We start from the raw sequence: 26,702 nt of genomic DNA on the forward strand, positions 1-26,702 counted from the left end.
CTGTTATAAAATACGCTACTCTAATCCTCTCAGATCAACGTACACGTGACCTACACCAATTCTGCCCAGAGGGTCGGTAGCTATCACCTCAATCCGAATAGGCTCACTACTCGTTCCCAGTGCAGTAACGTATAGCTTCTGTCCAATCATTCTGACATCTGCCAGTTGTGGATCAGGGGAGTCAGCCTGTAGTGTGAGAGTTGATCTAGCGTCATCTTCATCTTCAAACATAAAGGACAGGTCAATCTCAACCTCATCTCCATAAACATAAGCGGTATTACCCGCAGGTGCCTCTACCAATACAGGAGAAGCATCATCGAAGTCATACCTGTCCAAACGTTGCAGCAACGTGTGATGCAGTGCGAAGTCAGGCTCTTCTCTCAGTGTTATGGGATTGTTACTCACATCCAGGTATTGCAGATCAGACAATCCAGCAATTCCAACGGGTAAATGAACAAGCTCATTACTGTTCATATCCAGTTCTTGTAAGGAATCTAGTCCGCTCACATCCAATAAAGCAAGTCGATTATTCGCGAGTTTCAGATACTCCAGCTGATTCAATCCTGTAACATTAATCTGCGTCAGTTCGTTACCGGATAAATCAAGCCAATTCAGTCTATCGAACCCAGAGGCATCCGCTTTGCTTATTTCATTTCCGGAAAGGTCGATTTCAGTTACGTTCAGCCCTTTGAATATCTCGACACCTGTCAGATCGGAAATGCCCGCATCCCTCGCATACAACCCTCCATTGGTTTGAATGAGTGCTTCCACCAATTCATCTTTGGTCAGTGGATCATTTACATCCTTTTGCAACCAATATGCAATAGCTCCAGCCAAATATGGATCAGGGAATTGACGACTTATCGTGTTGGGCTGTACCTTAACCTTGAGTTGTGCTGTGACACTGGCACCTTTGACGTCAACAGCTTTGATTGTCAGCAATGTTTCTCCAGCAGCTTGAGGTACAAGTCGAATCACTTTTTCTACGACAGTAGAGGAAACAATGGTTGCATCTCCGGTTATTACACTGAATTGCAATTCATCCCCATCTGGATCACTAAAATACGTCGAGACGTTCAAGTCCAATGCGGCATGATCTAGTGTAAGTTCCTGATCAGGCAAACCGCCACTACTAACGAGTGGCGCCCTGTTCCCCGTACCTGGATTGGACGGAGTGGAAGGATTCGTTGGAGTGGTTGGCGCAGATCCACCTCCTCCACCCGTACTTCCAGTTCCATTCCCTGGTGTCACCCCGGCATTACTGTTCGCGTTCCCTATACCGTTCCCTGCGTTATTGCCGCCTGAAGTTGTACCCTGCACCTCAATTCCCTTTCCTGGCTCATCAGGATTGGATTCCGAGTTGGTGCCCCCTTGATTCGCAGCTTCATCAAGCTCTTGAATAACTTCAGTTGTGCGTAATGCGATCACGGCCATTTCCTGTCTGGAAGTAGAACGCTTCGGCGCAAAGTTTCCATTGTCCCCTTTCAAGATTCCCAATTCAACAGCCTGTTGTACACTTGGCAAAGCCCAGTTACTGATGTCGGAAGTATCCTTAAAAGACAACTCTTTGGTCAAATTTAATGTTTCATCATATCCTTTAGCCTTCAGAGCCCGAATAATCGTCGTGGCCAGCTCTTCCCTTGTTACCAGACCGGCTGGACGAAACGTTCCATCGGGATAACCATTCATAATTCCCGCCAATCGAAGTGCATGAATATAGGAACCATTCTCAGCGTTAGGATCCAGATCCCTGAATAACAGATCTGGAAGCTGGACTGACGACAGCACGTCCATCTCCAATAGTTGAGCCAGCGTATACGCAAGGTCGCCTCTTGTTAACGTTGCACTCGGGTTGAAATTCCCTGCTTTGTCCGCCAGAATCATCTGTTGCTCGGCAGCCCTTTCAATGGCTTGCTTGGCCCACGGTGCTGCCTGCTGCAAATCACGAATGCTTACCGCATCGGTCGCTGCATGCACTGTCCCGGGAACCGTAATGACGGATAAAGACAGAAGGGCTGCCCAATAAGGAGAGACCTTACGGATCTTATTTTTCGTATGAACTTTTCGTTTGGATATTCGTGTTGACATCTCTTAACGTTACCTCCCACGTGAACATAACTCTGGTGTCAGCAAAGACTCGTCAGGGTTATTTGATTATTTTCATTGTAGGAGAGACCTTAACTTGAAAACAGTCTACAAAAGAGTAGACATCGTTTCACTACATCATAACAATCCCCGCTGCTCCGCAATTTGTACAGCATGAGTACGACTACTCGCACCCAGCTTCGCGAACACTCGGCGAATGTGTGTATTAACGGTTCCGGGTGAGATGCCAAACTCGGCAGCAATCTGTTTGCTGGTCAGGCCCTCAGCGATGTGACCGAATATTTTTTGCTCCATCGGGCTGAGTCCCACTTCCTTTGTATCCAGCTTTGCCTCTCCTACAGATGAGAGGCCTCTCAATCGTTTGTCTCTTGCAAAAGCAGACAATAACTGTTTCACATAAGCCATTTTCACACCATCATCGTGTATTGCCTTCGTGCGACGCAGAGACATGTATCCCTGTAGCAGCTGCTTCATCTGTTCATCTTCAGCAACAAATGAACGGATATACCCTTCGGGTCCTCCCAGCACCAGAGCACGGGATAACGCCACAACACTGGCATCTGTAAGTGCCTGCTTTTGCAGCATGATTGACTCTAGCAGAGCACACTCTACCTGTTCAGCAAGCAAGTCCCGTTCTTCAGCCTGTTTACGGATTCGTCTCAGTTCCTCTCGTGCATGATCATACTGCTCAAGAATGATCATTGCACGTATGCGAACCATGGATCGGAAGATCTGATCACAGCTGATCTCAGCAGCTACATCTCCTTCGTTTGCAGGCTTAGCCAGAATCGTATGGGACGACTCCACCGGACTCATTTCAATTAAAATTCGGTGTTGATGCGCTGACAGTGCAGGTTGCCAGTATTCCATATCCTTCACAGATAATAAACCCGAGACCTGCTGAAGCAGTTTCAAGCCTTCCTCAGGTCTGCCCAGTGTAAGTTCAAGTCTGGACTTGAGTACATACGCAGGAACGAGCAACGCAGCCACCTTGATCTGCAAAGCCACTTCAAGCGCTCGGTCCGCATAACTTATCGCTTCTGCAATTCGATCCTGTTCCATTAAAATCTCACCATATCCAACACCGTAATAGGACGTCACGTAGGCATGTTCAGCATACCAACGTTCCGTAATCGCTCCAAAGCAAGCTTCCCCACGCCTCAAGTAGCCATTAACACCATGAAAGCTGCGCAGGCGCATGCTTTCTCTCCGGTCATAGTCCATATACTGAAAGGCAATATCATCGGGATATCCCTGATCAATATAGGACACCAAATAATGAGCCAACCCCTCCAAATCTCTGTTCAGATAGGCCATATAAGCTCGCATTACACATATAACTTGCAATAAATATCCGATAATCTCAGGTTCAAGGCGACCTTGAAGATGCACCCGGATCACATGTTCCAGTTCATTAAGTTGCTTCACCATCTGTCCATAAGGCATTTCACGTGCAACAAGGAACAGATAAGACATATATAATTTCGGACGTGATTTCACGATCTCCAGTGGTACAACATCAAAGTATCGCCGGAGCGTCCACCACTCTCCCATAATAAAATGGGCAAACAACTCTTCAAGCAGTCTCGCTGCATCCTGCATATGCTGTCCGAGAATATAATGATCCAACGCTTCAGCCGTGTACCCTTGTTGCTCATACCAATCTGCAGCAAGAGCATGTAATTCATTTACTTGTTCTGTGCCACAACGATCCAGCTCACGCTTTAGAAATGCAGAGAACAAATGATGATAACGATACCAGTGTGCTTCCCGATCAAGTGGAACAAGAAAAAGATGCTCCTTCTCCAGTTGCCTTAACAATTGTGGAGCTTCCTGCATATCACTTAATACCTGACATAGACTGCTGTTCATTCTTCTCGTGATCGCTGTTCGGAGAAGAAATTGCTGCATTTCCGGTGACTGACGCTGGAATACCTCTTCAAGCAGGTAATCCGAAATCGTCCTCTCGCCAGTTGTTCCATGATCTTCACGAGACAGAGGTGAGGATATTGAATTCATAGGGCTGACCAAAGCGTTTCCACCCCATGCGTGAGATAAAGCGAGCAGCTTTAATCCGGCAGCCCAACCCTCTGTCTGCTGTACCCATCCACTCGCATCTCCCCCGGTAATATCCAAGTGCATGATCTCTTGGCAAAATTCAATGCCCTCTTCTGGCGTAAATGCCAGTTCCTGAAGCGTAAATTGCTTCAACTCACCTCTCAGACGCATCTTTTCAAGCATGAACGGAGGATATGTGCGAGTAGACAGGACTAGATGAATGGAAAGGGGAAGATTTTCAATAAAGTATTGCATCTGATCATGAATCTCCGGCTGAGTAACTGCATGATAGTCATCCAGAATGAGCAGCGCATGTTGATTGGTCTGGGCAACACGGTTCAGCAATAATATCAATGCCGACCTGGGATCTACCGGGTACCGTTGCAAAAAATGTGGCAGTATATCCCCGCAGAGACCCTTATTGACTCGATCCAGTGCATGAATAATGTAGAGCCAAAATTGAAGCGGGTCCTGATCTTTATCATCCAGGCAGACGCAGGCTGCATGAACAGCTTCACTTCTCACCCAGCTACCTAAAAGTGTTGACTTCCCTGAACCCGCCGGGGCAGTCAACAACGTGACTTTGGATTGGAACAATTCTTTGTGTTGCAAACTTAGCCGTGGACGGTCCATTGTGTCCGCTGGCAAAGGTGGAAGTTCCAGTTTAGTTGTTAAAATCATAAATTGAAGCCAGTCTCCGTGGTGACCAGCGGTATGTTCCTGTTGCATGAGATCCTCCTGAATCAGCACCATGGTGCACTTTTTTCCGATTCATTATATGTACATTCAGATACTCTAAGTATACAAGGAACCATGACTATGCCCCACATATTTTTGAACGGAAATCAACGACAAACAAACCCTGTACATTGTGTACAGGGTAACATTGGGATTATCGAACCATTATCCGATTGGCTCTTCTATTTTCCTGTCTGAAGCAACTTATAGTTCACTACAATATAATTCAATCCCGATAACAGCGTAACACCTGCTGCCAGCCACAATAGAATTACATCAACCCGCACCTCAGTCAGCAAACTGAACGGAACATTATTCAACAAAATTGCAATGATCGCTGCCACCTGAAGCACCATTTTGATCTTGCCATATCGATCGGCTGCAAGAGCAATACCCTGCTCTGTTGCTACCATTCGTAACGCTGTAATGACTATTTCACGCCCAATAATGATTACAGCAATCCATGAACTGATCATATTCTCCTGAACCATCAGGATTAACGCTACCGCAATCAACAGTTTATCTGCCAGCGGATCAAGAAGCTTCCCCAGATTCGTGATTTGATTATATTTTCTCGCTACATATCCATCCAGTTTATCCGTACCTGCCGCTACTGCAAATATAACTAGTGCAAACATCAAGCTATGCTGATTAAGGAAACAGATCATAAACAATGGAATCAACGCAATTCTAGCCAATGTGATTTTATTTGCCAGATTCATTGAACATCACCTCTCCTCGATTCAATGTTATCCGTGGATCAGATTCCGTGACTCTATCATCATTTCGACTCAATTCCATTATCATCCTTTTTTTCATGAGGCATTATACTTAGAAAAAGAAAAAAAGAGCAGTCTGTATATATTACAGCTACCCTTTACTCAAACTATTTTTGTTATATCAGCATACGCCTGATCCCAATTCTACAAAGCTTCCTTAATCACCCGTTTATAGTACCACACGGACAACAGACCAAAGATCGAATATAACAATGTATAGACTATCATGACAATGACCGTAGGTGTCGCCAGCTCTGTGCCAAAGAAGAACCACCCTGATTTTACGGCAAAATAACTATGGCTCAATCCCACCATGAGTGGAATACCGAAGTTGAACAATTGTTTGATCTGAATACCACGCAACAGATTGCCTTGTGTAAACCCGAGCTTTCGCAGAATGGTATAACTGCTCTTCTCCTCTTCACTCTCATTCATTTGTTTAAAGTACAAGATGCATCCCGATGTAATTAAAAACGTCAAGCCGAGGAATCCAACAATGAACATAATTAGGCCCATCGTGTTACGTTGGTTATTTCTGAACTCAATCTGGGAGAAACTTGGGGCTTCCAACTGCTGCTCCTTATATACAGCATATGCATCTTCAGCCTGTCCCTCCTTCACAATACGTACACCATAGTAGTCAGCCCTATCGGCTTTCTGCAGCTTGGGATCGATGTCCTGCTTCAGTTGCTGATATACCGTCTCATCCACGACCGCTACAGGCGTGCCCCCAGTATAGTACGCGGGAAGGACTCCATGTTTGGTCGTTCCGATCAGTTGTTGTGCCAGCCTATGTTTCAACCCGTGCAAGACGATTGGACCTTTCTCCTGAATGGAAATTAACTGCTGAATGGCATTTCCATATCCCATGAAGACCACTTCACCTGCTTGCACATCAATGTTATCTACCATGTTGTCACTCAGCACACTACTGAACAGGTATTGTTCCGTCATGGACGCATCCATCACTTCATGAGCATCAATTTCAATATAGATAGGCTCTCTATGCTTCTCTTCATAAGCAATCTGTTTGTGTTCCAACTCCGTTACAAAGCGATTTTTCACCTCAACCTGAGCAAAAGAGAAATCCTCCGGCAAACTTTCCTTAGCCTGCGCCTCTGCCGAATAATACGAAATGTAACTGAGCGACAGCATGCCAATAGCAAGCGCCGACACGGTTGTAATAATCGTGAGCAGTAAGGCATTAGACTTCATGCGGAACATGATTGAAGATAACGATAACACCTCATGGATGGATAGGTAGCCGTTTTTGCTTTTGCGAATCAGATTAAAGATAAAACTTACCGACCCCTTATAGAACAGGTATGTCCCCAGTATGACCGAGAACAGAATCAGGATCATCGTATACATCAACTGCTGCATATCCATTGCCTCACCACTGAACAACCGTGCAGACACGAAGTATCCATACACAATCAGGGCAATGCCCAAGACGCCAACAATCATCTGTCCAAACGACATCTTCTGCACCTGCTGCTCCGAAGTGGCCGACACCCGAAAGAGCGAGAGAATACTCTGCCCCTTGATAAAGATATAATTCATCAGCATGATGAGCAGATACATCATCGTAAAGACGATCACCGTTTGCATCAGTGCCATCGGAGAAAAGTACAGTTTGGTAATCGCATCCACACCGAGAATTTTGAACAATATCATCAATACAAGCTTGGACGCAAGAAACCCAATCAACACACCGATGGCCATGGAGCCAAAATAGAGAATACTGTTCTCCGCACTCAAAATACCAAAAATTCTGCCTTTCGTCAGTCCGATCAATTGAAATAATCCAATTTCTTTGCTACGCCGCTTGATAAAGATCGTATTGGCATAGAGCAAAAAGATACCGACAATGACGATTAACAGTACCGAAGATGCGCCTATAGCCGCCGCACCTTTCGTTGAAGCAGCTACCTCATCCATGGAAGGATCATACTGTAACGTCACAAAGGAAAAATATAAGGCCACACTGAACACAAGCGCAAAGACATAGAGATAATAATTCTTCAGATTTTTCCTGAGATTACGGAAGATAATATAATTCAAGCTCATTGCTGCACACCACCCAATACGCCCTGGGTTTTGATAATATCGTTGAAGAACGATTGCCGTGACTCGTCTCCTTTATTCAGCTGGGTGTAGATCTGACCGTCTCGAATGAAGATCACTCTGCTGCAATAACTTGCAGCAACCGGATCATGGGTAACCATAATAATGGTCGCCTTTCGGGTGCTGTTCATCTCACTTAACTTGCCTAGCAGATCGGAGGCAGATTTGGAATCGAGCGCTCCTGTTGGCTCATCCGCAAAGATGATACTTGGCTCATGGACAAATGCTCGTGCTGCTGAAGTCCGCTGTTTCTGCCCACCCGAAATCTCAGATGGATACTTGTCTTTCAATTCGTAGATTCCCAGTTCATTGGCAATCTGTTCAAACTTCCGGTGTGCCTCCTGTTTTGGAATGCTCGTGATCGAGAGCGGCAATAATACATTTTCCTTCACCGTAAGGGTATCCAGCAGATTATATTCCTGAAAAATAAAGCCCAGATGATGTTTACGGAACTCAGCCAGCTGTTTCTCCTTCATTCCGGTGAATTCCTTGCCCTCAATATCAATCGTGCCCTGGCTCACCCGATCGATGGAGGAAAGTACATTAAGCAACGTCGTTTTACCCGAACCCGAAGGCCCCATAATACCGACAAACTCTCCCTTGCTTACCCCAAGATCAATCCCCTTTAGCACTTCCTGTTTGTTCAATTTATTACCATAGACTTTATGAATTTTTTTGGCTTCCAGTATCCACATATCCCACTCACTCCTCTTTGAACTTCTGCAAAATGCTCATGTCTATATCATAGGCGGGATGTGTAATGTTATCGTGCGATTCACCGAACAAAACCAAAAAGCATGTGACATTGTTGTCACACGCCTGCAAGATGCACCATGTCGTTTTTTCGTGGAAAAGTAAGTGTGACGGTTGTGCCCTCGCCAGGAGAAGACTCTACATGAATGCGCATGTGAAGGGTTTGAACCACCTGTCGAACCAGATACAGCCCCATCCCGGTCGCCGCCCCATCCATTCTGCCTCGGGTAGACGTAAATCCTTTATCAAATATTCGCGGCAGATCCTGAGCCTCAATCCCCCGTCCGTGATCCTGAATCCTGAGTATGATGTGTCCATCCTGTTCCCGACTTTCAATGAGGATGTCCGATGAATCACTATATTTCACCGCATTACTCAACAACTGCCGGAGGATGAAACCTAACCATTTGCTGTCTGTAAGCACACGCGATACCATCAAAGACACATCAAAGCCAATGCCCTTGGATATGCACCATGATCTCAGCGCTCGAATCTCGCTATTCAATATTGGTTCAAATTCCGTCTCTTCGATGAACAGATCATTATGCATGAACGGAATACGCTTCTGATGAAGCTGCTGATCCAGTAACTGATGGATTCGTAACCATTCATATGTCATTTGGCTCTGTAACTTGTCATCTGGCAAACGCTCAATCATCAGTTGCAACGCAGTCAGTGGAGTCTTCACCTCATGAATCCAGGACAACATCTCGTCCTTCTCCTGTTCCAGGGCAATAAAATGATGTGACGACTCCTTACGATATCGCTGTGTCTGGGAACTCAGGGCCTCATATACGATCTGCTCATACGGACTATCGGCGATATCGAGTTCTCTCAGATCATAGGTATGATCCCAGGTGCTCAACTTTTTATAGAAACGAGTCTCTTTCAGATATCTCGCCCAGATAAAAACAAGACAGACCACCACATTCAGCACTACGATATACACCACAGATTGGAATGGAATGGACGAGTCCATGTAAGCTACCAATAAAATAATAAGTTGTATGCTTACCAGTAGACATAACCAACTAGCCCTTTCTCGTATGTACTTACCGATCATGCTTCTGCCTCTTCCGTTGCCATATACCCCTGACCTACTTTGGTTTCAATGTACTGCTCCAAGGCGATGGGTTCAAGCTTCTTTCGTAACCGATTAACATTAACCGTCAGTGTATTGTCACTCACGAAATGTTCATGATCCCACAAGCTCCGGATGAGATCCTCGCGGGTAACAATCTGATTTTTGTGCTCCACCAGCACTTTAAGAATGAACATCTCATTTTTGGTTAACAGAACAGATTCATCCCCGTAGGTCAACGTATTTTTCACATATTCAATAGCAGCACCGCGCCAGGTTCGAAGTTCAATATGCTCTGTATTATAGTTGTACACCCTTCTCAGAGTCGCTTGGATCTTGGCAATCAATACATCGAAGTGAAAAGGCTTCTGGATAAAATCGTCTGCACCCAAGTGCATGGACATGACCATATCCGCAGGATGATCCCGTGAGGACAAAAAGATAATCGGCACATTGGAGTGGGAACGAATGATCCGGCACCAATGAAACCCGTCATATTGGGGTAACTGAATATCAATAATGACCAATTGCGGCTGAATTACGCTATACTCCTGCAATACCTTGCCAAAGTCCTGCACACCATACACGTCATACGACCATTGGGACAAGCGTTCCTTGATTTCACTGAATAACGACTCGTCGTCTTCAATGAGCATAATTTTAAACAAGAGACTTCACCACGTTTCTGATCTTCTAAGGTTGAATATTCATTTTCGATCGCTGATTCCAGTGTACAGGGAAGTTGGGCTTATATCAAAAGGGTTCCATACTAATTTCGTAAATAAGACGAAATGAAATACGTATATCATATTAGCTCTCAATAGGGTGTATCACATTGTGCTTGTATCATTGTGTTTGTCCATCCGCTCGATCAACTGCATCGCTACGTCTCGTGGCGATTTTAATTGGCCTGCTTCATATACTTGATTAAACATGCCTGCAAGAGCAAACTCCTCTGCACTTTTGCCTCGTGCAGCAGCCTGTAACTCTGTATCGACCATCCCCGGATCAAAAGCAATGATCTCAACAGGGTTCTGTCGACCCGTTTGCTCTAAAGATACGCATTGGGTAAACATGTTCATGCCTGCCTTGGATGTACAATACACTGCCATTGAAGGCGCGGGATAACTTCCCGAACCCGATGAGAGATTAACAATTTTACGTCTGGCGGACAGGTGATTCGTCTGTTGAATAAAAGATGAACTCAATATCATTGGCGCTGCAAGACTGATGTTAAGACTCTGACTTATCTCTGCCGCACTGCATTGTTCTATGGGTCCTAGAGGCTCTAGCATCGCTGCATTATTAATGAGTCCAATGCAATCAGCTTCCTGAGATGGGATTTGGTCCAATAGACGTGTAACCACATCATCAATCCCGCTCAGGTCGGCTAGATCGTACTGAACATGATGGTAACGCCCTCTCCATTCCTCGCTTGATTCCAACTCGTCCGAATGCCCGCGTGAAATGCCATAGACCCAGTCTCCCCTGGCTAACAACAACTCCGCGAGCTGTTTGCCAATTCCTTTGGATGTACCTGTAATGATAAAATACCTCTGTCCCATATTCCCCCGCCTTCTCTCGCTCAATGCAATATTGGTTAAACTTCAACCTATGACTTTATAAATCTATAACTAAACGCCCGGTTTTCTCCACATGGTCACCCACAAAATCGGTAATCCAAAACAATTCTCATCCTGGCTCATCGCCTTCATTGGGCGTAATTCCACGCATTCAAATGGATCTTGCAGTAAATAACGAAGCTTTTCCTCCGTAAAGGCCAGTCCGCCTTTCATCGACTTCTCTTGATATACCTGCCAATCGTCCATGACGCTCTCCGGCCCACCTTGACCGCCAAAACCAGGAGCAAAACAAGTCATTCCAAAGTATCCTCCGGGCTTGAGCGCTTGGTGAATCATCTCTATGTAAGGAATCCGCTGATGAGGTAACAGATGGTGCAGACAACCCGAGTCGTAGACAAGATCATATTCTTGCTCCGGGGCCAGTTCAAACACGGAGCGACATTCAAAATTCACGTCCAGTTGCTCTTCTGCCGCCCTTTCCTTAGCCCAGGCAATCGCAGTCTCGGAAAGATCATAAGCATCTACCTGATATCCTTGGCGGGTCAGATACAACGCATTTCTGCCTGGGCCACAACCCAGTTCCAGTGCCTTGCCGCCTGCCAGCACACCTGCGTTCACATGCGCTACCAGATTTTCATCCGGTTTGTTAGGGAAAAAGGGTATGGGTCTGTTCCGATCCTCATAGAAAGGCTCCCAAAATTGCTTGGCAGCTCTGAAGTCCGCATCGAGCATATCATATAGATCTTGTACACTTTTAATCGTCTTTTCCACAACCACATTCCTCCTTAAATTCTCCATCCGAACCTTCATTTCCGACTATTCATTCCTCATCATTTTCATTAAATCAGCGACACTCTATTATAACATTTTTACCCATTAATTCTCTATTTTTCTTGCGTTTTTCTACTACAAAATATAAGCTTTTTCCCAACAAAAAAACGACCGACATGGATGTCGATCGTTTGCAATCATAGCGGTTTTGAGTTGTAATTTACTTCGCCCGTTCCAAGACTGCAAAGTAATTTCCTTCATTATCCGCAAAGTTGAAAACACGCCCGGTTGGCATCTCGACAATCTCTCCCACTGTTACATGTTTGCCAGACAAGTCGGCATATAACTGATCCAGATTTTCGGTGAAGAACATTAACGAAGGTGTGCCCAGATTTACCCCCGCTGACATCCGTTCGACGAACTCTTTGTCATGGAGAATAATACTCGTCTGCGAATCTGGGGTGGGCGCGATCTCAATCCATCTCATGCCCTCGTCAAGGTTTACTTCATCCACAATGTGGAATCCTGCAACTTCCGTCCAAAATGCCAATGATTCATCTTGATTGTTGACATACAACATAACCTGGCCGACTTTGCTAAACATGGATCATTCACTCCTCTAGTCATCTAATCTCTCAACGTCCTGCTTATCATTCCTCAAATTCCAATAGAGTATAACATGCAGGACGGCTTTTTATCATATTTCTTTGGAGTGAAGTGGATTTCTTTATGAGCATCAATGTTTAGTCAGCAGATGAGTTTCTTGAAGTTCCCTTATAGTGTTTTAACAAGTGAAAGTCTATGAAACCCTGAGGAATAATAATTCATATCGATACCCTTCTTTTGAAAATTCATTCGTTCATAAAATACGAGCGCTGCTTCATTTTCTTCATGATCAAGTGTGTAAAGCATGACGTCACTACATCCGAATTCAGCTACTTTTATGCATATTTCAGTAATCAGTGTACGTGCAACACCCTGTCGAAGGTGCGATTTACATGTAACAACGCCAACGATCTCATACCGGTTAACGGTAGGCTGAAAGATATAACCAGCATGACCTATGACAACATCTGCTTCGTCAACCATGACATAATAAGCACTGATACGTTCATCCATCATATTTAAGAATAAATCCCAGCGCGCAGGATACTGATCGCGTATAAACGAAGGGAACTGAAAATTATGATCCGTCATCATTTTCAGCACTGCTGGCTGATCAATCGCTTGAAAAAGACGAATAGTCATCTTTTTATCACCTCGCCCTTAGTTTGCATGTAGACATCTTTTAAGTTACCAACTTCATAATATTTCATTGCCGCCACCAGTCCTTTCGTTACCTCAATAAAAAATAAAGTGTTTGATCAAAAGATCAAACACTTTGCCCAGGCGTACGGCATATAATATATGTGCTTCCTCGTGGTTCACTCCACGTTTACGCCAGTCACACACAAGAGATATTTAACAACTAGTATACATGAGTTACACTTATTACTTGCCTTTTAATTTCTTCGTAAGATAAAGCACAACATCGTCGTCAATAACTGTTTCTTCACCTGGCTGAATGTAATGATCGTGTCTGTGGACACCATGACCGTCCGGTATATATCCGCGATGGGCATATAAAACTTGCGCTTTGCCATAATCGGAAAATACACCTACACCAATACCTGCCACATCCGTTCGTTCCGAAATAACTTCCTCTGCGCGGTCCATCAACCGTGAACCAATACCTTGGCGTTGGAACTTGATCAGCACATTGAAATCGTTAATTTCAGGAATGCCTTGTTCCCTGAAAGACGGGTATTTGGAATGCCACAATACATTCACGTACCCAGCAAATTCTCCATTCAACTCGGCTACCAAGGTTACACGGTCCCCATTCTGTTGTTCAGCCAAGTAATGAAGATACTGCTCAGCGTATCTCCCCCACCCCTGCTCCTGAAACGCCTTTGATATGCTTACAGGATCACTCTCATTTAATAATCTGATATGTACAGTCATTAATGAATTCTCCCTAATAAGATATTTTGCCTAGCTATATTCCCAGTCGATCTCGAAGCGATGTGATATGCGCAACATGGTGTTTGCCATGCCAAGCATACATGCCCAGATTATAATCCAGTCTCGTGGTTTCTTGCGATGAGGGATGATAGAATTGTTTGGCATAATCTGCATCTGTTAATGCGTTTAACAGAAACACCCAACGACGATGAAGTGCATCCAGAATCTGAAGCGAGAACTCAACATCCAGGTCCCTTGAATCACTCAGTTCAGCCCAACGCTCTTCATAATACGGTCGAATCGTAGGTGTATCCTCTGTCAGTGCCAATTTGAAACGAATCATACTGTTCATATGGCTGTCTGCCATGTGGTGAATGACCTGTTTGAGCATCCATCCGCCTTCTCGATAGGGTAGACTTAATTGCTCTTCACTCAGTCCCTTCACCGCTTCTCGCGCGTGCTCAGGCAACTCAGCAATGTCCTGAATCCACTTCTCCCGCTGTGCCAAGGTAACTTCACCTGTGTGTACAAATGGTCCTATCGGAAATCGTTCGTCCATCTATTATTCCTCCTTGTTTGTATGATTCAAAATAACTTTTAATTATCTAAGGAGCATATTCCATGAGCCAGCAGTCTCTCATCTGTCCTTCATGCTGCTCATGTTTCTCCAACAGTTTAATCCTTTGAAAACCACATTTCTCATAACAGAATATCGCTCGCAAGTTCCAGGATTGAGGGTCCATAACCACTTTACGGGCTTCTTTTTCATGAGTCAGATAAGCCAGCATGGATTGCACCAGCAATGTTCCGATACCTTTGTTCCAATAATCTATCTCACCAATGAACTGATCCGTTCCATAGATGATCTCATCCGTGTCTCCATAACCATACTCCGTTCGTTCTTCTTCCTCAAGCTTATAGAACTGAATGTATCCTATGGGACTTCCTGCATACTCAACGATACAACGGGTAGCATCATCATCCTGATTGTAGAAATGCTCTCTTACCTGCTCCAGATCATGCGGCCGATCACGGCCTTCATAGTATTGAAGGACTTCCGGGTCAGTCAGCCACTTCACCAGCTGGTGTTCATCTTCTGTTTCCAAGAAACGTACGGTGATTCCGTTTGATTCATATACGCTCATCACTCTGCATACTCCTTAATGATCTCCAGATTTTCACCCGTAACCCAACTTAGATCCTTCCCCAACAACTGCTCGTTGTGAACATAATACACGATGGGATTTTCAAGCGGTTGAGTCGTTCCATCCAAGGATCTGAGCGTAAACCTCAACTTGTAGCTCCCCATCTCATCAGGGATTGCAAATCCTATCAGATTCTCAGCTGATTTCCTCGTTTTCCCCTGCACCTTCAGATACTCTTCCAGAATGACTTGATCAAGATAGGAGCTGCCAACAGACGAAGGCACGTACCACGCATCATCTAGATCTTCAGTGAAGGTGGCTCCTCCCCACCCCGGGACAACGGGATACACCATATGTTGATCTTTGTCTTCTCTTTTTCGCGTTATCTCTAACTCTACCTCAACTGCATTCGCATCAATCTGCCTGATGGTACCTGCCATCACAACATCTTTGGCATTCACACTTGGAATAACATAGCTGTAGATGAGCAGAGTCACCAAGAGAATGATCGTTATTCCCGTAATCCACAATATTGTACTTTTACGCATCTGCCTGATCCTCCCGTCTGGTTAATCATACTTCTGGAGCTCATCCTCTGTTACAGATTGAGTTAACCTATCCAACTCAGGTGACGCCGTCCAATCACTGGATGTATTCAATCCATGTTTGATTGTATGGATCGCGCTATGTGCAGACATGTATATATTGTGGTGGATTCCAGGTTGGACAATAATATGCTCTCCTTCACGCATCACTCGAATGGAAAACACCTGATCGTCTCCATAACTGGCATAAGCAATCCATCCGGATTGCACCACATAAAACTCCGTTAGACTGATATGTACATGACTGTTTTGCCATGCTCCCTGGGAAGAAGCAACGGTTCTGCAATAATAACTGCCATCTTCTGATATCATTTTATATTTCTGTTCCCCGTTCGCCATCTGCTCAAAGCTGGTTTTGACACCAGTCTCACCATATTTCTGTTCTGAAAATTCTGTGTTCAATCGGCTTCATCTCCTGACAAAAAATCCCTTTATTCTAACATTCGACATCGGTTAAGCGAATCTCCTGTTTGAATGTGCGAATATCTTTGCCAAAATTTGAAACGTTTCCCTTCCAGCTTCCGTATTAAGGTCGAAGTCGTATGTATCCCCTATAATAAACCATCTGATCTGGAGGTTAAGCGCATGTCATTTTTCAAGAAAATGTTAGCCAGTGTAGGTGTTGGAGCAGCCAAAGTAAATACGGAATTGCATACACCAGAGGTCACGCCTGGAGGAATCATCTCGGGGATTGTGTATATTGAAGGTGGAGATGTGGAACAGAACGTAGATCGAATCTATCTTTCAATCAAAACCCATTACATACGGGAGCACGATGATCGCAAAGTAAAAGAAACAGCCGTTATCGCCAAATACCTGCTCACTGAAGGGTTCACATTACAGCCTGGAGCCAAATTAGAGAAAGAATTCTCATTTGACCTGCCAGAAAACCTGCCGATTACACTGCATCGTGCCGAAGTTTGGGTAGAAACGGGGCTCGATATCTCAAGCGCGGTGGACCCATCAGACCGGGACAGATTGCATGTTGTTCCCAGCAAAGACATGAACACCGTGCTCGATGCAATTGATATCCTTGGTTTCAAACTACGTGAAGTCACCAATGACTATGCACCAAAGTTGGGCGGAAATCTGCCATTTGTACAGGAATTTGAATTTGTACCAACAAACAAATTCCGTGGGCATCTGGATGAGTTGGAAGTCATGTTCTATCCCATGGGCGATTCGCTGGAGCTGTTATTACAGATCGATCGCCGCGCTCGTGGACTCAGTGGAATGTTCTCGGAAGCGATGGGCACGGATGAAAGTTTCGTCCGCCTGCATCTGTATGAAAGACATCTGGAGCGGGGTGCACATTCTGTCGCTCAAGGATTGGAAGAAGTTATATCCAAACATATCTAGTCTATAGTCTGGAAAAAATAAAACCGTCCTCTATCAGACAAATCTGATAAAGGACGGTTTTCCATTTTAGATAAGGGAACTTAATGGACTCAGGGCAGTTGTAATTGAGTTGCAATTGGTGTGCTGCAAAGGCACCGTAAAGGAACATGTGATATGGAGCTTATGAGGACAATCCTTCAAGAACGCTGTGTCCAGCGCTGCATTCCAGATCGAAGACCGTAATATGCTGCGGCGAGCAAAATGAATCCGGCAACAGCCATGATCATGGATGTTGAATCCCACCGAACCATAGTTCCAAAAGCAACCTTGGATTGCAATGGGTTAACGGATGAAGCGGTGTTTGTCAGATCAGGTACGTAATTCATGGTCATGATCATGCCTTGCACAACATTCCAAGCTGCAAAACCGATGATGAATAACAGGGTAACCAGAACGGATTCCATCACTAATCGTTTGTTCATGTTTGTCAATTCCCCCCCCTCTTCCCATTCAATTAGACAAGAAGTGATCCATCTCCTGTTTCAGACGATCTTTATTTGCATCCACATACTGATACAGCAGGTCGAAACTTTCTTCGTTATCGGATTGCATGCTTAGGTTGCCGGCTTCCAGTTCAATGCGCTGCAATACCTCATGAATCTGTTCCCCATGCGTTTGCAGGCTTGTCGTGATGTCATCTTCGGACAGGCCATTCACATTATCTCGTAATTGCCCGTGCGTTACGCTGCTTTCGGACAACACTTGCTCTATTTTCTTCAGGATCACGGCATCTGCATCATTGCCGATCCGTTCCATAGCTGCTATCGTCTCACCCAGATACTGCCCGCTGGCATTCTCAAGGAAACCGGTCATACCGTTCATGGACAGCTCGGTATCCAGATCGATGATTAGAATGATATCTCGCAATACTTGCGGAAGTTCCGGCCCACTCTCTCGAATCGTCTCGAATTCAGCCCGATAAAGGTCCATGGCAACACTCCCCACCACTTCTTCACCTGACATCTCTTCAAGCTGATCGAGTGGTAACAACTCCTGCAGTTCTTCTTGTAACTTGTTCATCTTTCTCTGCCTCCTGTATCTCTCTGTCTGAATAGTTTAAACGAATTTTTTACACTGGACCACTACGCGGTCAGAATAAACTTCCGATCGCTGTTATCCCCAGATTTTTTCATTCCCTTTATTAAAGAGGAAAATCCGGTGATAAAGGCGAAGTGTATGCTTCCGAAGCAGCTTTCTTGCAGAAAGCTTTTAGCTCCGCTTCTTCAGTTTTTTTCTGTCCTCTCCGTTATCGTGTAAATTACAAGCTTAACTACGCCGACACGTTATTACATCATAGCAGAATACATTATATAAGTTGAACTTATAGTAGTTAGTATTGTCTATCCCGTTATCAAATTTACAGGGAATATCGTCAAGTTAACGTGCACTTGACCTCGGGAAAACGTTCCACTGTTATGATCTTGGCATCACGAGTCTTGGGAGGGGTAATGATGCGCCTGGCCTTGTTCACAGACACCTATCTTCCTGAAACCAATGGTGTTGCTGGCACGCTCCACCGCTTGAGTAACCATCTGAACCGCAGAAGAATTGAACATCTGCTGTTTACTCCGAACTCCATCATTGAAGGAAGCCATGAGACTCAAGTCAGATCGGTTGCCAACATTCCCTTTTTTCTGTATCCAGAATGCCGCATTGCGCTACCCAACAGAGCTAACACTCACAAGCAGCTGCAAACCTTTCAACCCGATCTGCTGCATATCGCCACGCCTTTTAATATGGGGCTGCTTGGTCTGAGGTATGCGCTCAAACATCATCTTCCGCATGTTGTCTCCTACCATACCCACTTCGATCGTTATCTCGAATATTACCGGTTGAAAAGTATGATTCCTCTCTATTGGAAATATATCCAATGGTTCCACCGTGCCTGTGGTGCAACCCTGGCTCCATCGCAGGAAACTTTAAATACCCTTCAAGTCCAAGGCATTCAGCGTCTGAAGCTCTGGTCTCGCGGAATTGATTGCAACCTGTACTCCCCTGATAAACGCAGCTCGGATATCCGTGAACGATACCACATCACCGCTCCCCTTATTTTACTCTACGTTGGTCGCATTGCCCCGGAAAAAGATATCGCTACGCTCACGACTACGATGCAACAGTTGCCCCAGGAAATGCAGTCCCGTGTACACTGGGTTATCGTTGGTGACGGCCCATCTCTTCCCAAAATGCGTCTGCACTCCCCACCAAATGTCACCTTTACAGGCTATATGCATGGAGAAGAACTTGCTGTTATGTATGCTTCGGCAGACCTGTTTGTGTTTCCTTCCTCTACGGAGACATTTGGCAATGTGGTGCTGGAAGCGATGGCTTCAGGGCTTCCTGTGGTGGCGGCCAATGCCGGAGGTGTAAAGGATCTGGTGTCCCACCACCGTAATGGTGTATTGTTCGAGCCAGGTCAGGCTGATGCACTGATTCGGGAGATATGTCTCTGGGGAAATCACGTGGACCAATTGAGGATGATGGGACTGGAAGGCAGAAAGCTGGCTGAACAGCGGTCGTGGGAGCATATTTTTGATACATTGATCGTGGATTATGAGGAAGCTATAGACCATCGGAATAGACAAACGAAAAATCGAATTATTACAGCCTGATCTGGTCGTAAAGGCTTCATTCGTCAAAGACATATTATATGTTGATATAAAAAGACATGATCTCATTGAACTGGATCATGTCTTTTATTGCATACATCTATTGGTTGAATTTAGTGTATGGGACTTTGATATCTACAAATCCTTTAGCGTAGGGTGCAACCTCATAAGGATGGAATCGGATGACGATCCCTTTGTCATATAAAAAGAATTCAGATGTTTGATCAAGCTGAAAATCATAAATATTTTCTTCAAAAATTGAAACTCCTGCATTATACATGGCTAATAGACTGTTGGAGATTGATTTCTCTACCTTCTCCATCTGAATATCATCTTTAACATACTCGCTTAGCTTCAGTTCTTTCCCTGTTCTTAAATCATAGTTATATGATTTTGTCGCATCCATTCCATGTGCTCCGCCAGTGTACACATGATCTTCATATACCACAGATAACTTTTCTTTTGCATTGTATTTTACACTGGCCATGGTAATGTAGAAATAAGCTTTGTTTGATTGCTTTTCTTCTTTGTCCAGGCGAGCTGCTTTCACTGCGTGGAGTTTAAACGTCTTGTTCAGCTTATCCGTCACAGATTTCTTTCCACCTGTTAGATGTATGTATGGCTGTCCTTTGTAATATTGGACCTTCGTTTTCACTGTAATCGTGTTGCCTGCCTCTACATGACTACTCGGAAGAATTATAGCAACCAGTACAGTGATCAACAGATAATTTATCCATCTCCATTTTTTTCTTCCAGTTCTATGTTTCAATATTATCGATAACCCCCTTTCGCTCAAAATGATTTCGTTTCCTGCATTATGTTCCATATTACCTGTGGAGTGCCCTTTAAGTCTGTTCCGCCCTGAACGTTGCCAATCCAGATGTCTTCTGCTCCCGGATGTTGTAAATAGTGCCTGAGCGTTGCTTTGATCAGAATAGACGCATGCAAATCCAGTACCTCATCCAGTGGGATCCAGAATAACTCTCCTTCATCGGAGGGCACAAAATGTCGATGCTTCGTCTCTCCGAAATATACAAACTGCTGCCAAATCTCACCACCGCTAACCTCTAACAGAATAGTTCGAAGTCGAAAGTGTTCGATATCCTCTGGCTTGAATCCGGTCTCTTCTTCAATCTCCCGATAGCTGGCAGTCATCGGTGCGTTCAGTTCACCTTGTTCCAGATGCCCGCCGATGCCGCCCCAAAATTCAAAATCAAACAATCTGCTGCCTGCCTTCTTCATCATCAGCATGTCTGAGCCATTGCTCATAAACGCTGTAGCCATCTGTCTAATCTCCATATGTTCCTCGCTTTCCAGACTGTAATTATCGAAGTCTTCATCTATATAAACTGAACAAAAAAATATTTACACTCAGCCACTCCGATGACAGAACAACCTTCCGATCGCTGTTATCCTCAGATTCTTTGATTCCTTTCCTAAAGGGAAAATCCGGGGATAAAGGCGAGGTGTATGCTTCCGAAGTAGCTTTCTTTCAGAAAGCTTTTAGCTCCGCTTCTTCAGATTATTTCTGTCCTCTCCGTTTTGTGTAAATGTTATATTCAATTTATATAACCGCCTTCTACAGCAATACCTTTAGCTCACTTAGATGTGCAATCGTATGTAAAGGACCGGATGTAATGCTATCCTCCCACGGCTGGTTGACCTTCATCCAGATGGTGCTCATGCCTACGCTTGCTGCTCCTTGAATATCATTCACCGGATGATCGCCAATGTAGATGCATTGGTCGGCAGTAAGAGCGAAATGATCAAGCGCAAGCTGAAAAATCCGAGGATCGGGCTTTTTGACTCCAGCCTCTTCGGAAACAATAATATGGTCGTAGTCATCCCGGATACCGAGTTGATCGATTTTCCCATACTGAATATCAGTCTGCCCATTGGTAATTAACCCGGTTTGATATTCCCCCCGCAGATGCTGAACGACTTCTCGCGCCTGTTCCATCAGAACTGAACTTCGCACATACTCTCTGCCATAGAACTCCATCAGTTCTGCATGTGGCGGATGCTCTGCCCAAGGCAATTCATGCAACAATTCGTTGAACAGGAGGGTTTTGTCCTTATAACCATCCTGGTCTAGTTCAATAATTCGCTTGCTTATCTCTTCGGTTGACTCAAGGTGACCAAAATAGGTCTTAATCAAACTCTGTGTGAATCCGTCAAAGGTCATCGTTCTGTTTAGAATTGTATTGTCCAAATCAAAAATAACGGCTTTAATATGATTCATCGCTCTTCTCCCCCTGTTCAATAATGTAAAGCAGTGCTTATTTTTTCTTTTTATGGTAGTGATAGCCCGTGCATAGACCCTTTTGCTTGGATTTGGCTGAACAGTTATGTCCACCGTTCTTATCCAGTCTGCCTGGATGAGCATAAGCAGAAGAAGATACACCAACAAGAACGACAAGAGACAGAATTACAATAACAACCTTTTTCATAAGTCACCCTTCGATCTACACCCTATGCTTTAGGGCTTATTACGTGCTATATCATTCTACATGAAAATCCACAATTGGGATATCCTTCATCTTTTTTATACGTACATTCTTATAACATTTTAAATTGCTCCAGCGCATGGCTGACGCCATCTTCACTTGCCCGTAGAGTAACATAATCTGCGCTTTGTTTAATTCGTTCTCCGCCATTACCCATCGCAATTCCGATTCCCGCATACGCTAGCAGATCCACATCATTCTCCCCATCGCCAAAGGCCATTGTATCCTCTCTGGATATCTTCAGGTAATCGAGGACTTTCTCTGCGGCAATCGATTTGCTGACTTCGCTTGCTTCCAACACATTCACTACATACGGATGGAATCTCACGAATCGTAAAGAAGGAAATCTGGATTGGAATTTCTCCGTCTCCGTTTCATCCGCATATAAACAAATGCAGTATACATCCTGTTCCAACGTGCTGATTTTCTGCGGAGAAACCATGAGTCCAAGCGTATCTCTTAGGGCATCAGTAACACGACCATCTGTTGTACACAACCCGTTCGTCTCAAATGATTCTGTAAAATATGAAATACTGTGCCCATGCAACTCGGCAAACTCACTGAATGCTCTTACCATCTGTGCAGAAAGTACAGACTTATGTATCACTTCATCACCTGCTTTGATCAATGCCCCATTAGCCGAAATAATCGTATCGATTCCGAGATTTCTGAATTCTTCGCATAGATTATAGGGCCTACCTGTGACAAGTACGACTTGAACGCCTTTATGAATCAATTCCCGGATCGACTCTGCTGTACGCGGTGACAAACTCCGATCTATTTCGCTCAGCAATGTACCATCCACATCAAAGAACACAGCTTTCATCAAAATATCCTTCCTCCTCTAATCCGCTTCCTGGGACTTCTAGTAAAAAGAGCAAGTACAGAATAACCTGATGTGGTCTTCCTGCACTTGCTCTTGCGATTACCGGGTCTGAACATCTTGGGTACGTCCCATGTACCATAATTGAAATGATTCCGCTGTATCCAGGGGAATGTCATGTGCACGATGATGCAGTACAGGTTTGGCACGGTTTACCGTATGAATGGAAGCAACACCGAACCAGCGCTGTAACACGTTACGGGTGATCTGTACTTCGATGACTTTCTCACGCTTGGAGATGAAGAGTGTTGAAGTGAGCGCACCGGTCCGAAGTTGAATAAAATTTTGATGTAAAATGTATCTGGTATGGAAAAAGTCCATCACTCTGCTTGTTGCAATCCACACGAGCAGAATCGCCGAAATCATCCACCAGGCATGCTTCTGCCCAAACACAAATGGTTTGAAATACCACAATAAACCCGTAATCATGATCCATCCCCAGCTTGGTTTGAGCAGACGCAGCCATAGTGATATTCTCGGAAGTTTTTCCATCTCCTGCGTCACCTGATAGGATGGTAGTATCTCTTCAATCATGGTATAAGCTTGCTTCACCGGCAAGAAGGGATAGAGCGAGTTTACCTCCTGCTCGGATTCCCCCAGACTACCTGCAGTGGTCAGTTCTACTTCCGCTAGTCCAAGCAGCCTTTTCATCGGAGACTGTGTAATTTTCACGGCCTGAACTCGTTCTTTCAAGATTGAAAATGACGTTTGTTCCATCATGCCCTTCGAGATATAGATCCGCTTGGCATCCGAGGTAATCTGAAAGTTTCCATACTTCACAAAGGTTCTGACAATCCCCAGAGCGATGGATATGATCAATAAAACCAAAATCATCAAACTGGCAATCCACCAGGAATCAAGCCAGGTTAACAACAAGCTTTCTGTAACTTCTTCATCAGGGAAAAAATCTTTCACCCAGGAATAAAGCGTGATCAGAACCGGAATCAGTACGAGAAAGCTGAGCGAGGTAAACGATGCTTTGAATATGTCCTTGCGGGTAGAATGATAATGAACAACCCGTTCTTGTTTCTCTTTTGCAGGCAGAGATATGGCTTCATCGGTTATAACAGGGAGGGAGTGCTCTACTCCCTCTTCCATATCCTTAACTGCATCTAACGTATCATGTTCCTCTGTTGCTTCTACTGTTTCTGCTTCTGCATCTTCTGCCATATAACCCGATACAAGCTTCTCCAACTGTTCTGCTTCGGAAAGTGAAACAACGTGTAACTGAAAGGTAGCATCTTCTCCCTTAATCCCGGTCTCGAATCGGATCGATGTCACGTTGAACAACCGATGGAACAATGTCGTATGCCGGTTCACGTTCTGGACCTTGGTATACGGTATCGTTCTTCGAGTACGGTTGAACACCCCACTGTAGATGTGAAAGGCCTTATCGTCTGCTGTATAACGAGAGGTAAACCACTTCCAGATGATTGACACGATGCCGATCGAAATACCTGCATAAAAGGCAATTCTTCCATAGTAGAGCCATTGGGACTCTGAACCCTGGCGGAAGACAAACAAAAACAAGATGATCGCAAACGAATTCTTCAACAGTTTCCACAGACTCCACAGCATGGATAATGGATGATGTCGCTTCATATCGATCATTCGTCCACCTCATTAATCCGTGCGTAGGATGCAATCTGATGACGGAGTGCAAGCGCGACTTCCTCTGGCAATGCCGGGATTTCATGCGATGACCCCATCGTGCCAACCGATACGGAATAGAGCCCATATTTTCGCATCAAAGGTCCCTGATTTGTTGTAACCGATTGTACTTTCGCCATGGGAATAATCTGATGTACCTTGGTTAGCGCCCCACGCTTCAATTGCAGGAACTCCTCATTCACATCATAGTACCAATGCTTGTATAACCATGAAGGCTGGATGAAAATATCCCACACCGCATAGAGCACCGATATGGCCGTAACACCCCACAGGATCCAACCGACCCACGTCTTCCATCCATAGATGGAGTCGAGTATTAACAGTACGGCAAGTATCAGGAAACCTATGACATTCATTAGGATGGCGCTAATTCTCCACAGCTTTACCGCTTGAGGGGATAGCCGTTGCTCGGGTGGTTTCCACTGTATTGACATATGTTCACTCCTTTTTCCTTCAGCTACATAAAAACACACATAATACAATGTACGAATAATCGTCCACGATCGATGCAGAAAGATTCACTTAGTAAAAGAGATGACCCCTGTAAAGTACAGGTCGTCATCTCTTTTGTTCACTTCATTTTACTTTAGTGCATGTTCAAAAAGACTGGTTTTTAGTACCGAGAAGATGGGATGAAGCTAGAAATGGAGTAGCGGAGCGTAGGGAAAACTACGTGAGCAACTACAATGTTTCCGAAGGAAACATACTTCGTAAGCATCTGCTTGTTCGGCTGAGTTCCATATTCGACGTTGATGATGCAACTTGGCATCATTCGTAATCAAAAGCGGGCTTTTTGAACAACCTCTATAAAATCCCGTACTTTACACAGCCAAACCATATGATCTGTTCCTTCACCCCAATAGTTCTTCGCTATGACATAGGGTTCACCGAATTTGCGTTGCCACTTCTTCTGTGCAATTCGATAGCCGCAATCCAGGCAGAATTGCTGAATTCCCTGCTGCTGCAATTCGTTAACCAGTGCGACTATGAGCGCCGAACCAATCCCTTGCCCTTGAACCTCGGGCATCACGTACAGGCTACCCAGTTCTCCGATATCGTTCAGTCGGCCCTCTGTACATTCTCGAATCTCCTCACCACAAGGTCCATACGAGATCGTGCCTACAATAACATCTCCCCTCTTGGCGACGAGGAAAAATACACTTGCTTGTATATTGTCCTTTGCTTGCAATGCCGTGTGAATCATCGCTTTTTTGTGTGTTATTTCATCCTGAATATCATCCAGAAGCGAGCCTATTCCCTCCTGATCAAATGCTGCGGGAATGGTTGTCTCGAACACCTGATACGCTCCATCTGCATCTGATTGCTTCAAAGGTTCAATGGTAATTTTGTCATCCACAGGTTCTTCTCCGTTCCATATATCTTCTTAATCTGTACGTCGCTGGATCAGTCTTCTTAGTTGATTCGAATCCTCAAGAGGAATGCTATATCCAGTATTCGTGTCTTCCTGGTTTACTAACAGCCCTTGCATCTTGGGATCCATTCCTAATGAAAAATCATACCGTGTAACCGAACCATCTGCATTATTAATACTCATCTTGTACTGCGTACCATAATCAATAATGCCCGTCATACGCTCTGCCTTATGTATGGCCTCCATCATGATTCGAATCTCGTCAGATCGATCAAACACAACATCTTGGCATGGTTCCAAGGCGAGGTTGGGATTACACGTTAAAGTGATCAGGACAGGAAGCCCCTCTTCCGAGTCTGGTTCACTCGGTTGACTGCATCCTGCAACGAACGCGGCAAAGACAAATACGAGCAAGACTCCTACATGTTTCACCATACTGTGTTCCTCCCTGACTTCGTTTTGATTAGATTCGTAATGAATAGAGAAGTAAAGATTACAGCATCTAGTGACACAAC

Annotated in this window: 29 protein-coding genes and 1 riboswitch; of the genes, 2 read left to right on the plus strand and 27 right to left on the minus strand. The window is 44.7% G+C overall.

Going from position 1 to position 26,702, the window contains the following annotated elements:
- Positions 1–15 precede the first annotated feature (15 nt).
- From AB4111_RS08185 to AB4111_RS08260, 16 genes are all read right to left on the minus strand, one after another.
- Positions 16–2,088 carry an S-layer homology domain-containing protein gene (locus AB4111_RS08185; RefSeq protein WP_442031112.1) on the minus strand — a complete coding sequence of 691 codons (2,073 nt, stop codon included), beginning with the start codon at positions 2,086–2,088 and terminating at the stop codon, positions 16–18.
- Positions 2,089–2,223: 135 nt separating this feature from the next.
- Positions 2,224–4,893, minus strand: coding sequence for a LuxR C-terminal-related transcriptional regulator (locus AB4111_RS08190; protein ID WP_442031113.1), 2,670 nt, complete (start codon positions 4,891–4,893; stop codon positions 2,224–2,226).
- Positions 4,894–5,084: 191 nt separating this feature from the next.
- Complete coding sequence (gene pgsA, locus AB4111_RS08195) at positions 5,085–5,624, minus strand: CDP-diacylglycerol--glycerol-3-phosphate 3-phosphatidyltransferase (RefSeq protein ID WP_339303341.1); 540 nt, start codon at positions 5,622–5,624, stop codon at positions 5,085–5,087.
- A 201-nt stretch (positions 5,625–5,825) separates the two neighbouring features.
- Positions 5,826–7,751, minus strand: a complete 1,926-nt coding sequence (locus tag AB4111_RS08200) for an FtsX-like permease family protein (protein ID WP_442031114.1) — start codon at positions 7,749–7,751, stop codon at positions 5,826–5,828.
- Positions 7,748–8,503, minus strand: a complete 756-nt coding sequence (locus AB4111_RS08205; protein ID WP_339259915.1) for an ABC transporter ATP-binding protein — start codon at positions 8,501–8,503, stop codon at positions 7,748–7,750. The genes AB4111_RS08200 and AB4111_RS08205 overlap by 4 nt, the downstream gene beginning before the upstream one ends.
- A gap of 116 nt (positions 8,504–8,619) precedes the next feature.
- Positions 8,620–9,624 carry a sensor histidine kinase gene (locus AB4111_RS08210; RefSeq protein WP_442031115.1) on the minus strand — a complete coding sequence of 335 codons (1,005 nt, stop codon included), beginning with the start codon at positions 9,622–9,624 and terminating at the stop codon, positions 8,620–8,622.
- On the minus strand, positions 9,621–10,310 hold the full coding sequence (locus AB4111_RS08215; RefSeq protein ID WP_442031116.1) for a response regulator transcription factor: 690 nt from the start codon (positions 10,308–10,310) through the stop codon (positions 9,621–9,623). The genes AB4111_RS08210 and AB4111_RS08215 overlap by 4 nt, the downstream gene beginning before the upstream one ends.
- A gap of 162 nt (positions 10,311–10,472) precedes the next feature.
- Positions 10,473–11,207, minus strand: a complete 735-nt coding sequence (locus AB4111_RS08220) for an SDR family NAD(P)-dependent oxidoreductase (protein ID WP_442031117.1) — start codon at positions 11,205–11,207, stop codon at positions 10,473–10,475.
- Positions 11,208–11,276: 69 nt separating this feature from the next.
- The gene (locus AB4111_RS08225; RefSeq protein ID WP_442031118.1) at positions 11,277–11,996 is read right to left on the minus strand and encodes a class I SAM-dependent methyltransferase; all 720 of its coding nucleotides are present in this window, start codon (positions 11,994–11,996) and stop codon (positions 11,277–11,279) included.
- A 220-nt stretch (positions 11,997–12,216) separates the two neighbouring features.
- Positions 12,217–12,600 carry a VOC family protein gene (locus tag AB4111_RS08230; protein WP_442031119.1) on the minus strand — a complete coding sequence of 128 codons (384 nt, stop codon included), beginning with the start codon at positions 12,598–12,600 and terminating at the stop codon, positions 12,217–12,219.
- Between the two features lie 170 nt (positions 12,601–12,770).
- Positions 12,771–13,244, minus strand: a complete 474-nt coding sequence (locus AB4111_RS08235; RefSeq protein WP_442031120.1) for a GNAT family N-acetyltransferase — start codon at positions 13,242–13,244, stop codon at positions 12,771–12,773.
- Between the two features lie 128 nt (positions 13,245–13,372).
- Positions 13,373–13,454, minus strand: a riboswitch (ZMP/ZTP riboswitch).
- A 33-nt stretch (positions 13,455–13,487) separates the two neighbouring features.
- The gene (locus tag AB4111_RS08240; RefSeq protein WP_442031121.1) at positions 13,488–14,000 is read right to left on the minus strand and encodes a GNAT family N-acetyltransferase; all 513 of its coding nucleotides are present in this window, start codon (positions 13,998–14,000) and stop codon (positions 13,488–13,490) included.
- A gap of 34 nt (positions 14,001–14,034) precedes the next feature.
- Positions 14,035–14,559: a YfiT family bacillithiol transferase gene (locus tag AB4111_RS08245; RefSeq protein WP_253432508.1), complete on the minus strand. Its 525-nt coding sequence runs from the start codon at positions 14,557–14,559 to the stop codon at positions 14,035–14,037.
- Positions 14,560–14,605: 46 nt separating this feature from the next.
- A complete protein-coding gene (locus tag AB4111_RS08250) occupies positions 14,606–15,145 on the minus strand; it encodes a GNAT family N-acetyltransferase (protein WP_442031122.1) in 540 nt (179 codons plus the stop codon).
- On the minus strand, positions 15,145–15,693 hold the full coding sequence (locus AB4111_RS08255; protein WP_442031123.1) for a hypothetical protein: 549 nt from the start codon (positions 15,691–15,693) through the stop codon (positions 15,145–15,147). The genes AB4111_RS08250 and AB4111_RS08255 overlap by 1 nt, the downstream gene beginning before the upstream one ends.
- Before the next feature lie 21 nt (positions 15,694–15,714).
- Positions 15,715–16,152: a hypothetical protein gene (locus tag AB4111_RS08260; RefSeq protein ID WP_442031124.1), complete on the minus strand. Its 438-nt coding sequence runs from the start codon at positions 16,150–16,152 to the stop codon at positions 15,715–15,717.
- Positions 16,153–16,335: 183 nt separating this feature from the next.
- Between AB4111_RS08260 and AB4111_RS08265 the strand changes: the two genes are divergently transcribed.
- Positions 16,336–17,109: a sporulation protein gene (locus AB4111_RS08265; RefSeq protein WP_442031125.1), complete on the plus strand. Its 774-nt coding sequence runs from the start codon at positions 16,336–16,338 to the stop codon at positions 17,107–17,109.
- Between the two features lie 176 nt (positions 17,110–17,285).
- On the opposite strand, the gene AB4111_RS08270 is transcribed toward AB4111_RS08265, so the two are convergent.
- Positions 17,286–17,570 carry a hypothetical protein gene (locus AB4111_RS08270; protein WP_442031126.1) on the minus strand — a complete coding sequence of 95 codons (285 nt, stop codon included), beginning with the start codon at positions 17,568–17,570 and terminating at the stop codon, positions 17,286–17,288.
- Positions 17,571–17,598: 28 nt separating this feature from the next.
- A complete protein-coding gene (locus AB4111_RS08275; protein WP_442031127.1) occupies positions 17,599–18,168 on the minus strand; it encodes a DMP19 family protein in 570 nt (189 codons plus the stop codon).
- A 428-nt stretch (positions 18,169–18,596) separates the two neighbouring features.
- On the opposite strand from AB4111_RS08275, the gene AB4111_RS08280 reads away from it, so the two are divergent.
- A complete protein-coding gene (locus AB4111_RS08280; protein WP_442031128.1) occupies positions 18,597–19,757 on the plus strand; it encodes a glycosyltransferase family 4 protein in 1,161 nt (386 codons plus the stop codon).
- Between the two features lie 97 nt (positions 19,758–19,854).
- Here AB4111_RS08280 and AB4111_RS08285 read toward each other — a convergent pair whose 3' ends face one another.
- The 9 genes from AB4111_RS08285 to AB4111_RS08325 form a co-directional block, all read right to left on the minus strand.
- Entirely contained in the window at positions 19,855–20,523 is a 669-nt protein-coding gene (locus tag AB4111_RS08285) for a DUF3298 domain-containing protein (protein ID WP_442031129.1), read from the minus strand.
- Between the two features lie 23 nt (positions 20,524–20,546).
- Positions 20,547–21,038, minus strand: a complete 492-nt coding sequence (locus AB4111_RS08290; protein ID WP_442031130.1) for an NUDIX domain-containing protein — start codon at positions 21,036–21,038, stop codon at positions 20,547–20,549.
- 295 nt (positions 21,039–21,333) lie between these two features.
- Positions 21,334–21,996 (minus strand): HAD family hydrolase, encoded by a 663-nt coding sequence (locus AB4111_RS08295; RefSeq protein WP_442031131.1) that lies wholly within the window; start codon positions 21,994–21,996, stop codon positions 21,334–21,336.
- A gap of 37 nt (positions 21,997–22,033) precedes the next feature.
- On the minus strand, positions 22,034–22,204 hold the full coding sequence (locus tag AB4111_RS08300) for a YHYH domain-containing protein (protein ID WP_094030640.1): 171 nt from the start codon (positions 22,202–22,204) through the stop codon (positions 22,034–22,036).
- A 109-nt stretch (positions 22,205–22,313) separates the two neighbouring features.
- Positions 22,314–23,090: a Cof-type HAD-IIB family hydrolase gene (locus AB4111_RS08305; protein ID WP_442031132.1), complete on the minus strand. Its 777-nt coding sequence runs from the start codon at positions 23,088–23,090 to the stop codon at positions 22,314–22,316.
- A 96-nt stretch (positions 23,091–23,186) separates the two neighbouring features.
- Positions 23,187–24,755 (minus strand): PH domain-containing protein, encoded by a 1,569-nt coding sequence (locus tag AB4111_RS08310; RefSeq protein ID WP_442031133.1) that lies wholly within the window; start codon positions 24,753–24,755, stop codon positions 23,187–23,189.
- A complete protein-coding gene (locus AB4111_RS08315) occupies positions 24,752–25,249 on the minus strand; it encodes a PH domain-containing protein (RefSeq protein WP_442031134.1) in 498 nt (165 codons plus the stop codon). Before AB4111_RS08315 ends, AB4111_RS08310 begins: the two co-directional genes overlap by 4 nt.
- Before the next feature lie 344 nt (positions 25,250–25,593).
- Positions 25,594–26,172 carry a GNAT family N-acetyltransferase gene (locus tag AB4111_RS08320; RefSeq protein WP_442031135.1) on the minus strand — a complete coding sequence of 193 codons (579 nt, stop codon included), beginning with the start codon at positions 26,170–26,172 and terminating at the stop codon, positions 25,594–25,596.
- Positions 26,173–26,199: 27 nt separating this feature from the next.
- Positions 26,200–26,622 (minus strand): hypothetical protein, encoded by a 423-nt coding sequence (locus AB4111_RS08325; RefSeq protein WP_442031136.1) that lies wholly within the window; start codon positions 26,620–26,622, stop codon positions 26,200–26,202.
- Between the last annotated feature and the right edge of the window lie 80 nt (positions 26,623–26,702).

Source organism: Paenibacillus sp. 2KB_22, from assembly GCF_052115745.1.
In the GTDB taxonomy this organism is placed as follows: domain Bacteria; phylum Bacillota; class Bacilli; order Paenibacillales; family Paenibacillaceae; genus Paenibacillus.

Excerpts from the sequence above, each read along its gene's own strand:
- AB4111_RS08185 (WP_442031112.1), bottom strand. The coding sequence starts at position 2,088 with ATGTCAACACGAATATCCAAACGAAAAGTTCATACGAAAAATAAGATC.
- AB4111_RS08190 (WP_442031113.1), bottom strand. The coding sequence starts at position 4,893 with ATGCAACAGGAACATACCGCTGGTCACCACGGAGACTGGCTTCAATTT.
- pgsA (WP_339303341.1), bottom strand. The coding sequence starts at position 5,624 with ATGAATCTGGCAAATAAAATCACATTGGCTAGAATTGCGTTGATTCCA.
- AB4111_RS08200 (WP_442031114.1), bottom strand. The coding sequence starts at position 7,751 with ATGAGCTTGAATTATATTATCTTCCGTAATCTCAGGAAAAATCTGAAG.
- AB4111_RS08205 (WP_339259915.1), bottom strand. The coding sequence starts at position 8,503 with ATGTGGATACTGGAAGCCAAAAAAATTCATAAAGTCTATGGTAATAAA.
- AB4111_RS08210 (WP_442031115.1), bottom strand. The coding sequence starts at position 9,624 with ATGATCGGTAAGTACATACGAGAAAGGGCTAGTTGGTTATGTCTACTG.
- AB4111_RS08220 (WP_442031117.1), bottom strand. The coding sequence starts at position 11,207 with ATGGGACAGAGGTATTTTATCATTACAGGTACATCCAAAGGAATTGGC.
- AB4111_RS08230 (WP_442031119.1), bottom strand. The coding sequence starts at position 12,600 with ATGTTTAGCAAAGTCGGCCAGGTTATGTTGTATGTCAACAATCAAGAT.
- AB4111_RS08235 (WP_442031120.1), bottom strand. The coding sequence starts at position 13,244 with ATGACTATTCGTCTTTTTCAAGCGATTGATCAGCCAGCAGTGCTGAAA.
- AB4111_RS08240 (WP_442031121.1), bottom strand. The coding sequence starts at position 14,000 with ATGACTGTACATATCAGATTATTAAATGAGAGTGATCCTGTAAGCATA.
- AB4111_RS08245 (WP_253432508.1), bottom strand. The coding sequence starts at position 14,559 with ATGGACGAACGATTTCCGATAGGACCATTTGTACACACAGGTGAAGTT.
- AB4111_RS08250 (WP_442031122.1), bottom strand. The coding sequence starts at position 15,145 with ATGAGCGTATATGAATCAAACGGAATCACCGTACGTTTCTTGGAAACA.
- AB4111_RS08255 (WP_442031123.1), bottom strand. The coding sequence starts at position 15,693 with ATGCGTAAAAGTACAATATTGTGGATTACGGGAATAACGATCATTCTC.
- AB4111_RS08265 (WP_442031125.1), top strand. The coding sequence starts at position 16,336 with ATGTCATTTTTCAAGAAAATGTTAGCCAGTGTAGGTGTTGGAGCAGCC.
- AB4111_RS08270 (WP_442031126.1), bottom strand. The coding sequence starts at position 17,570 with ATGAACAAACGATTAGTGATGGAATCCGTTCTGGTTACCCTGTTATTC.
- AB4111_RS08275 (WP_442031127.1), bottom strand. The coding sequence starts at position 18,168 with ATGAACAAGTTACAAGAAGAACTGCAGGAGTTGTTACCACTCGATCAG.
- AB4111_RS08280 (WP_442031128.1), top strand. The coding sequence starts at position 18,597 with ATGATGCGCCTGGCCTTGTTCACAGACACCTATCTTCCTGAAACCAAT.
- AB4111_RS08290 (WP_442031130.1), bottom strand. The coding sequence starts at position 21,038 with ATGGCTACAGCGTTTATGAGCAATGGCTCAGACATGCTGATGATGAAG.
- AB4111_RS08295 (WP_442031131.1), bottom strand. The coding sequence starts at position 21,996 with ATGAATCATATTAAAGCCGTTATTTTTGATTTGGACAATACAATTCTA.
- AB4111_RS08300 (WP_094030640.1), bottom strand. The coding sequence starts at position 22,204 with ATGAAAAAGGTTGTTATTGTAATTCTGTCTCTTGTCGTTCTTGTTGGT.
- AB4111_RS08310 (WP_442031133.1), bottom strand. The coding sequence starts at position 24,755 with ATGATCGATATGAAGCGACATCATCCATTATCCATGCTGTGGAGTCTG.
- AB4111_RS08315 (WP_442031134.1), bottom strand. The coding sequence starts at position 25,249 with ATGTCAATACAGTGGAAACCACCCGAGCAACGGCTATCCCCTCAAGCG.
- AB4111_RS08325 (WP_442031136.1), bottom strand. The coding sequence starts at position 26,622 with ATGGTGAAACATGTAGGAGTCTTGCTCGTATTTGTCTTTGCCGCGTTC.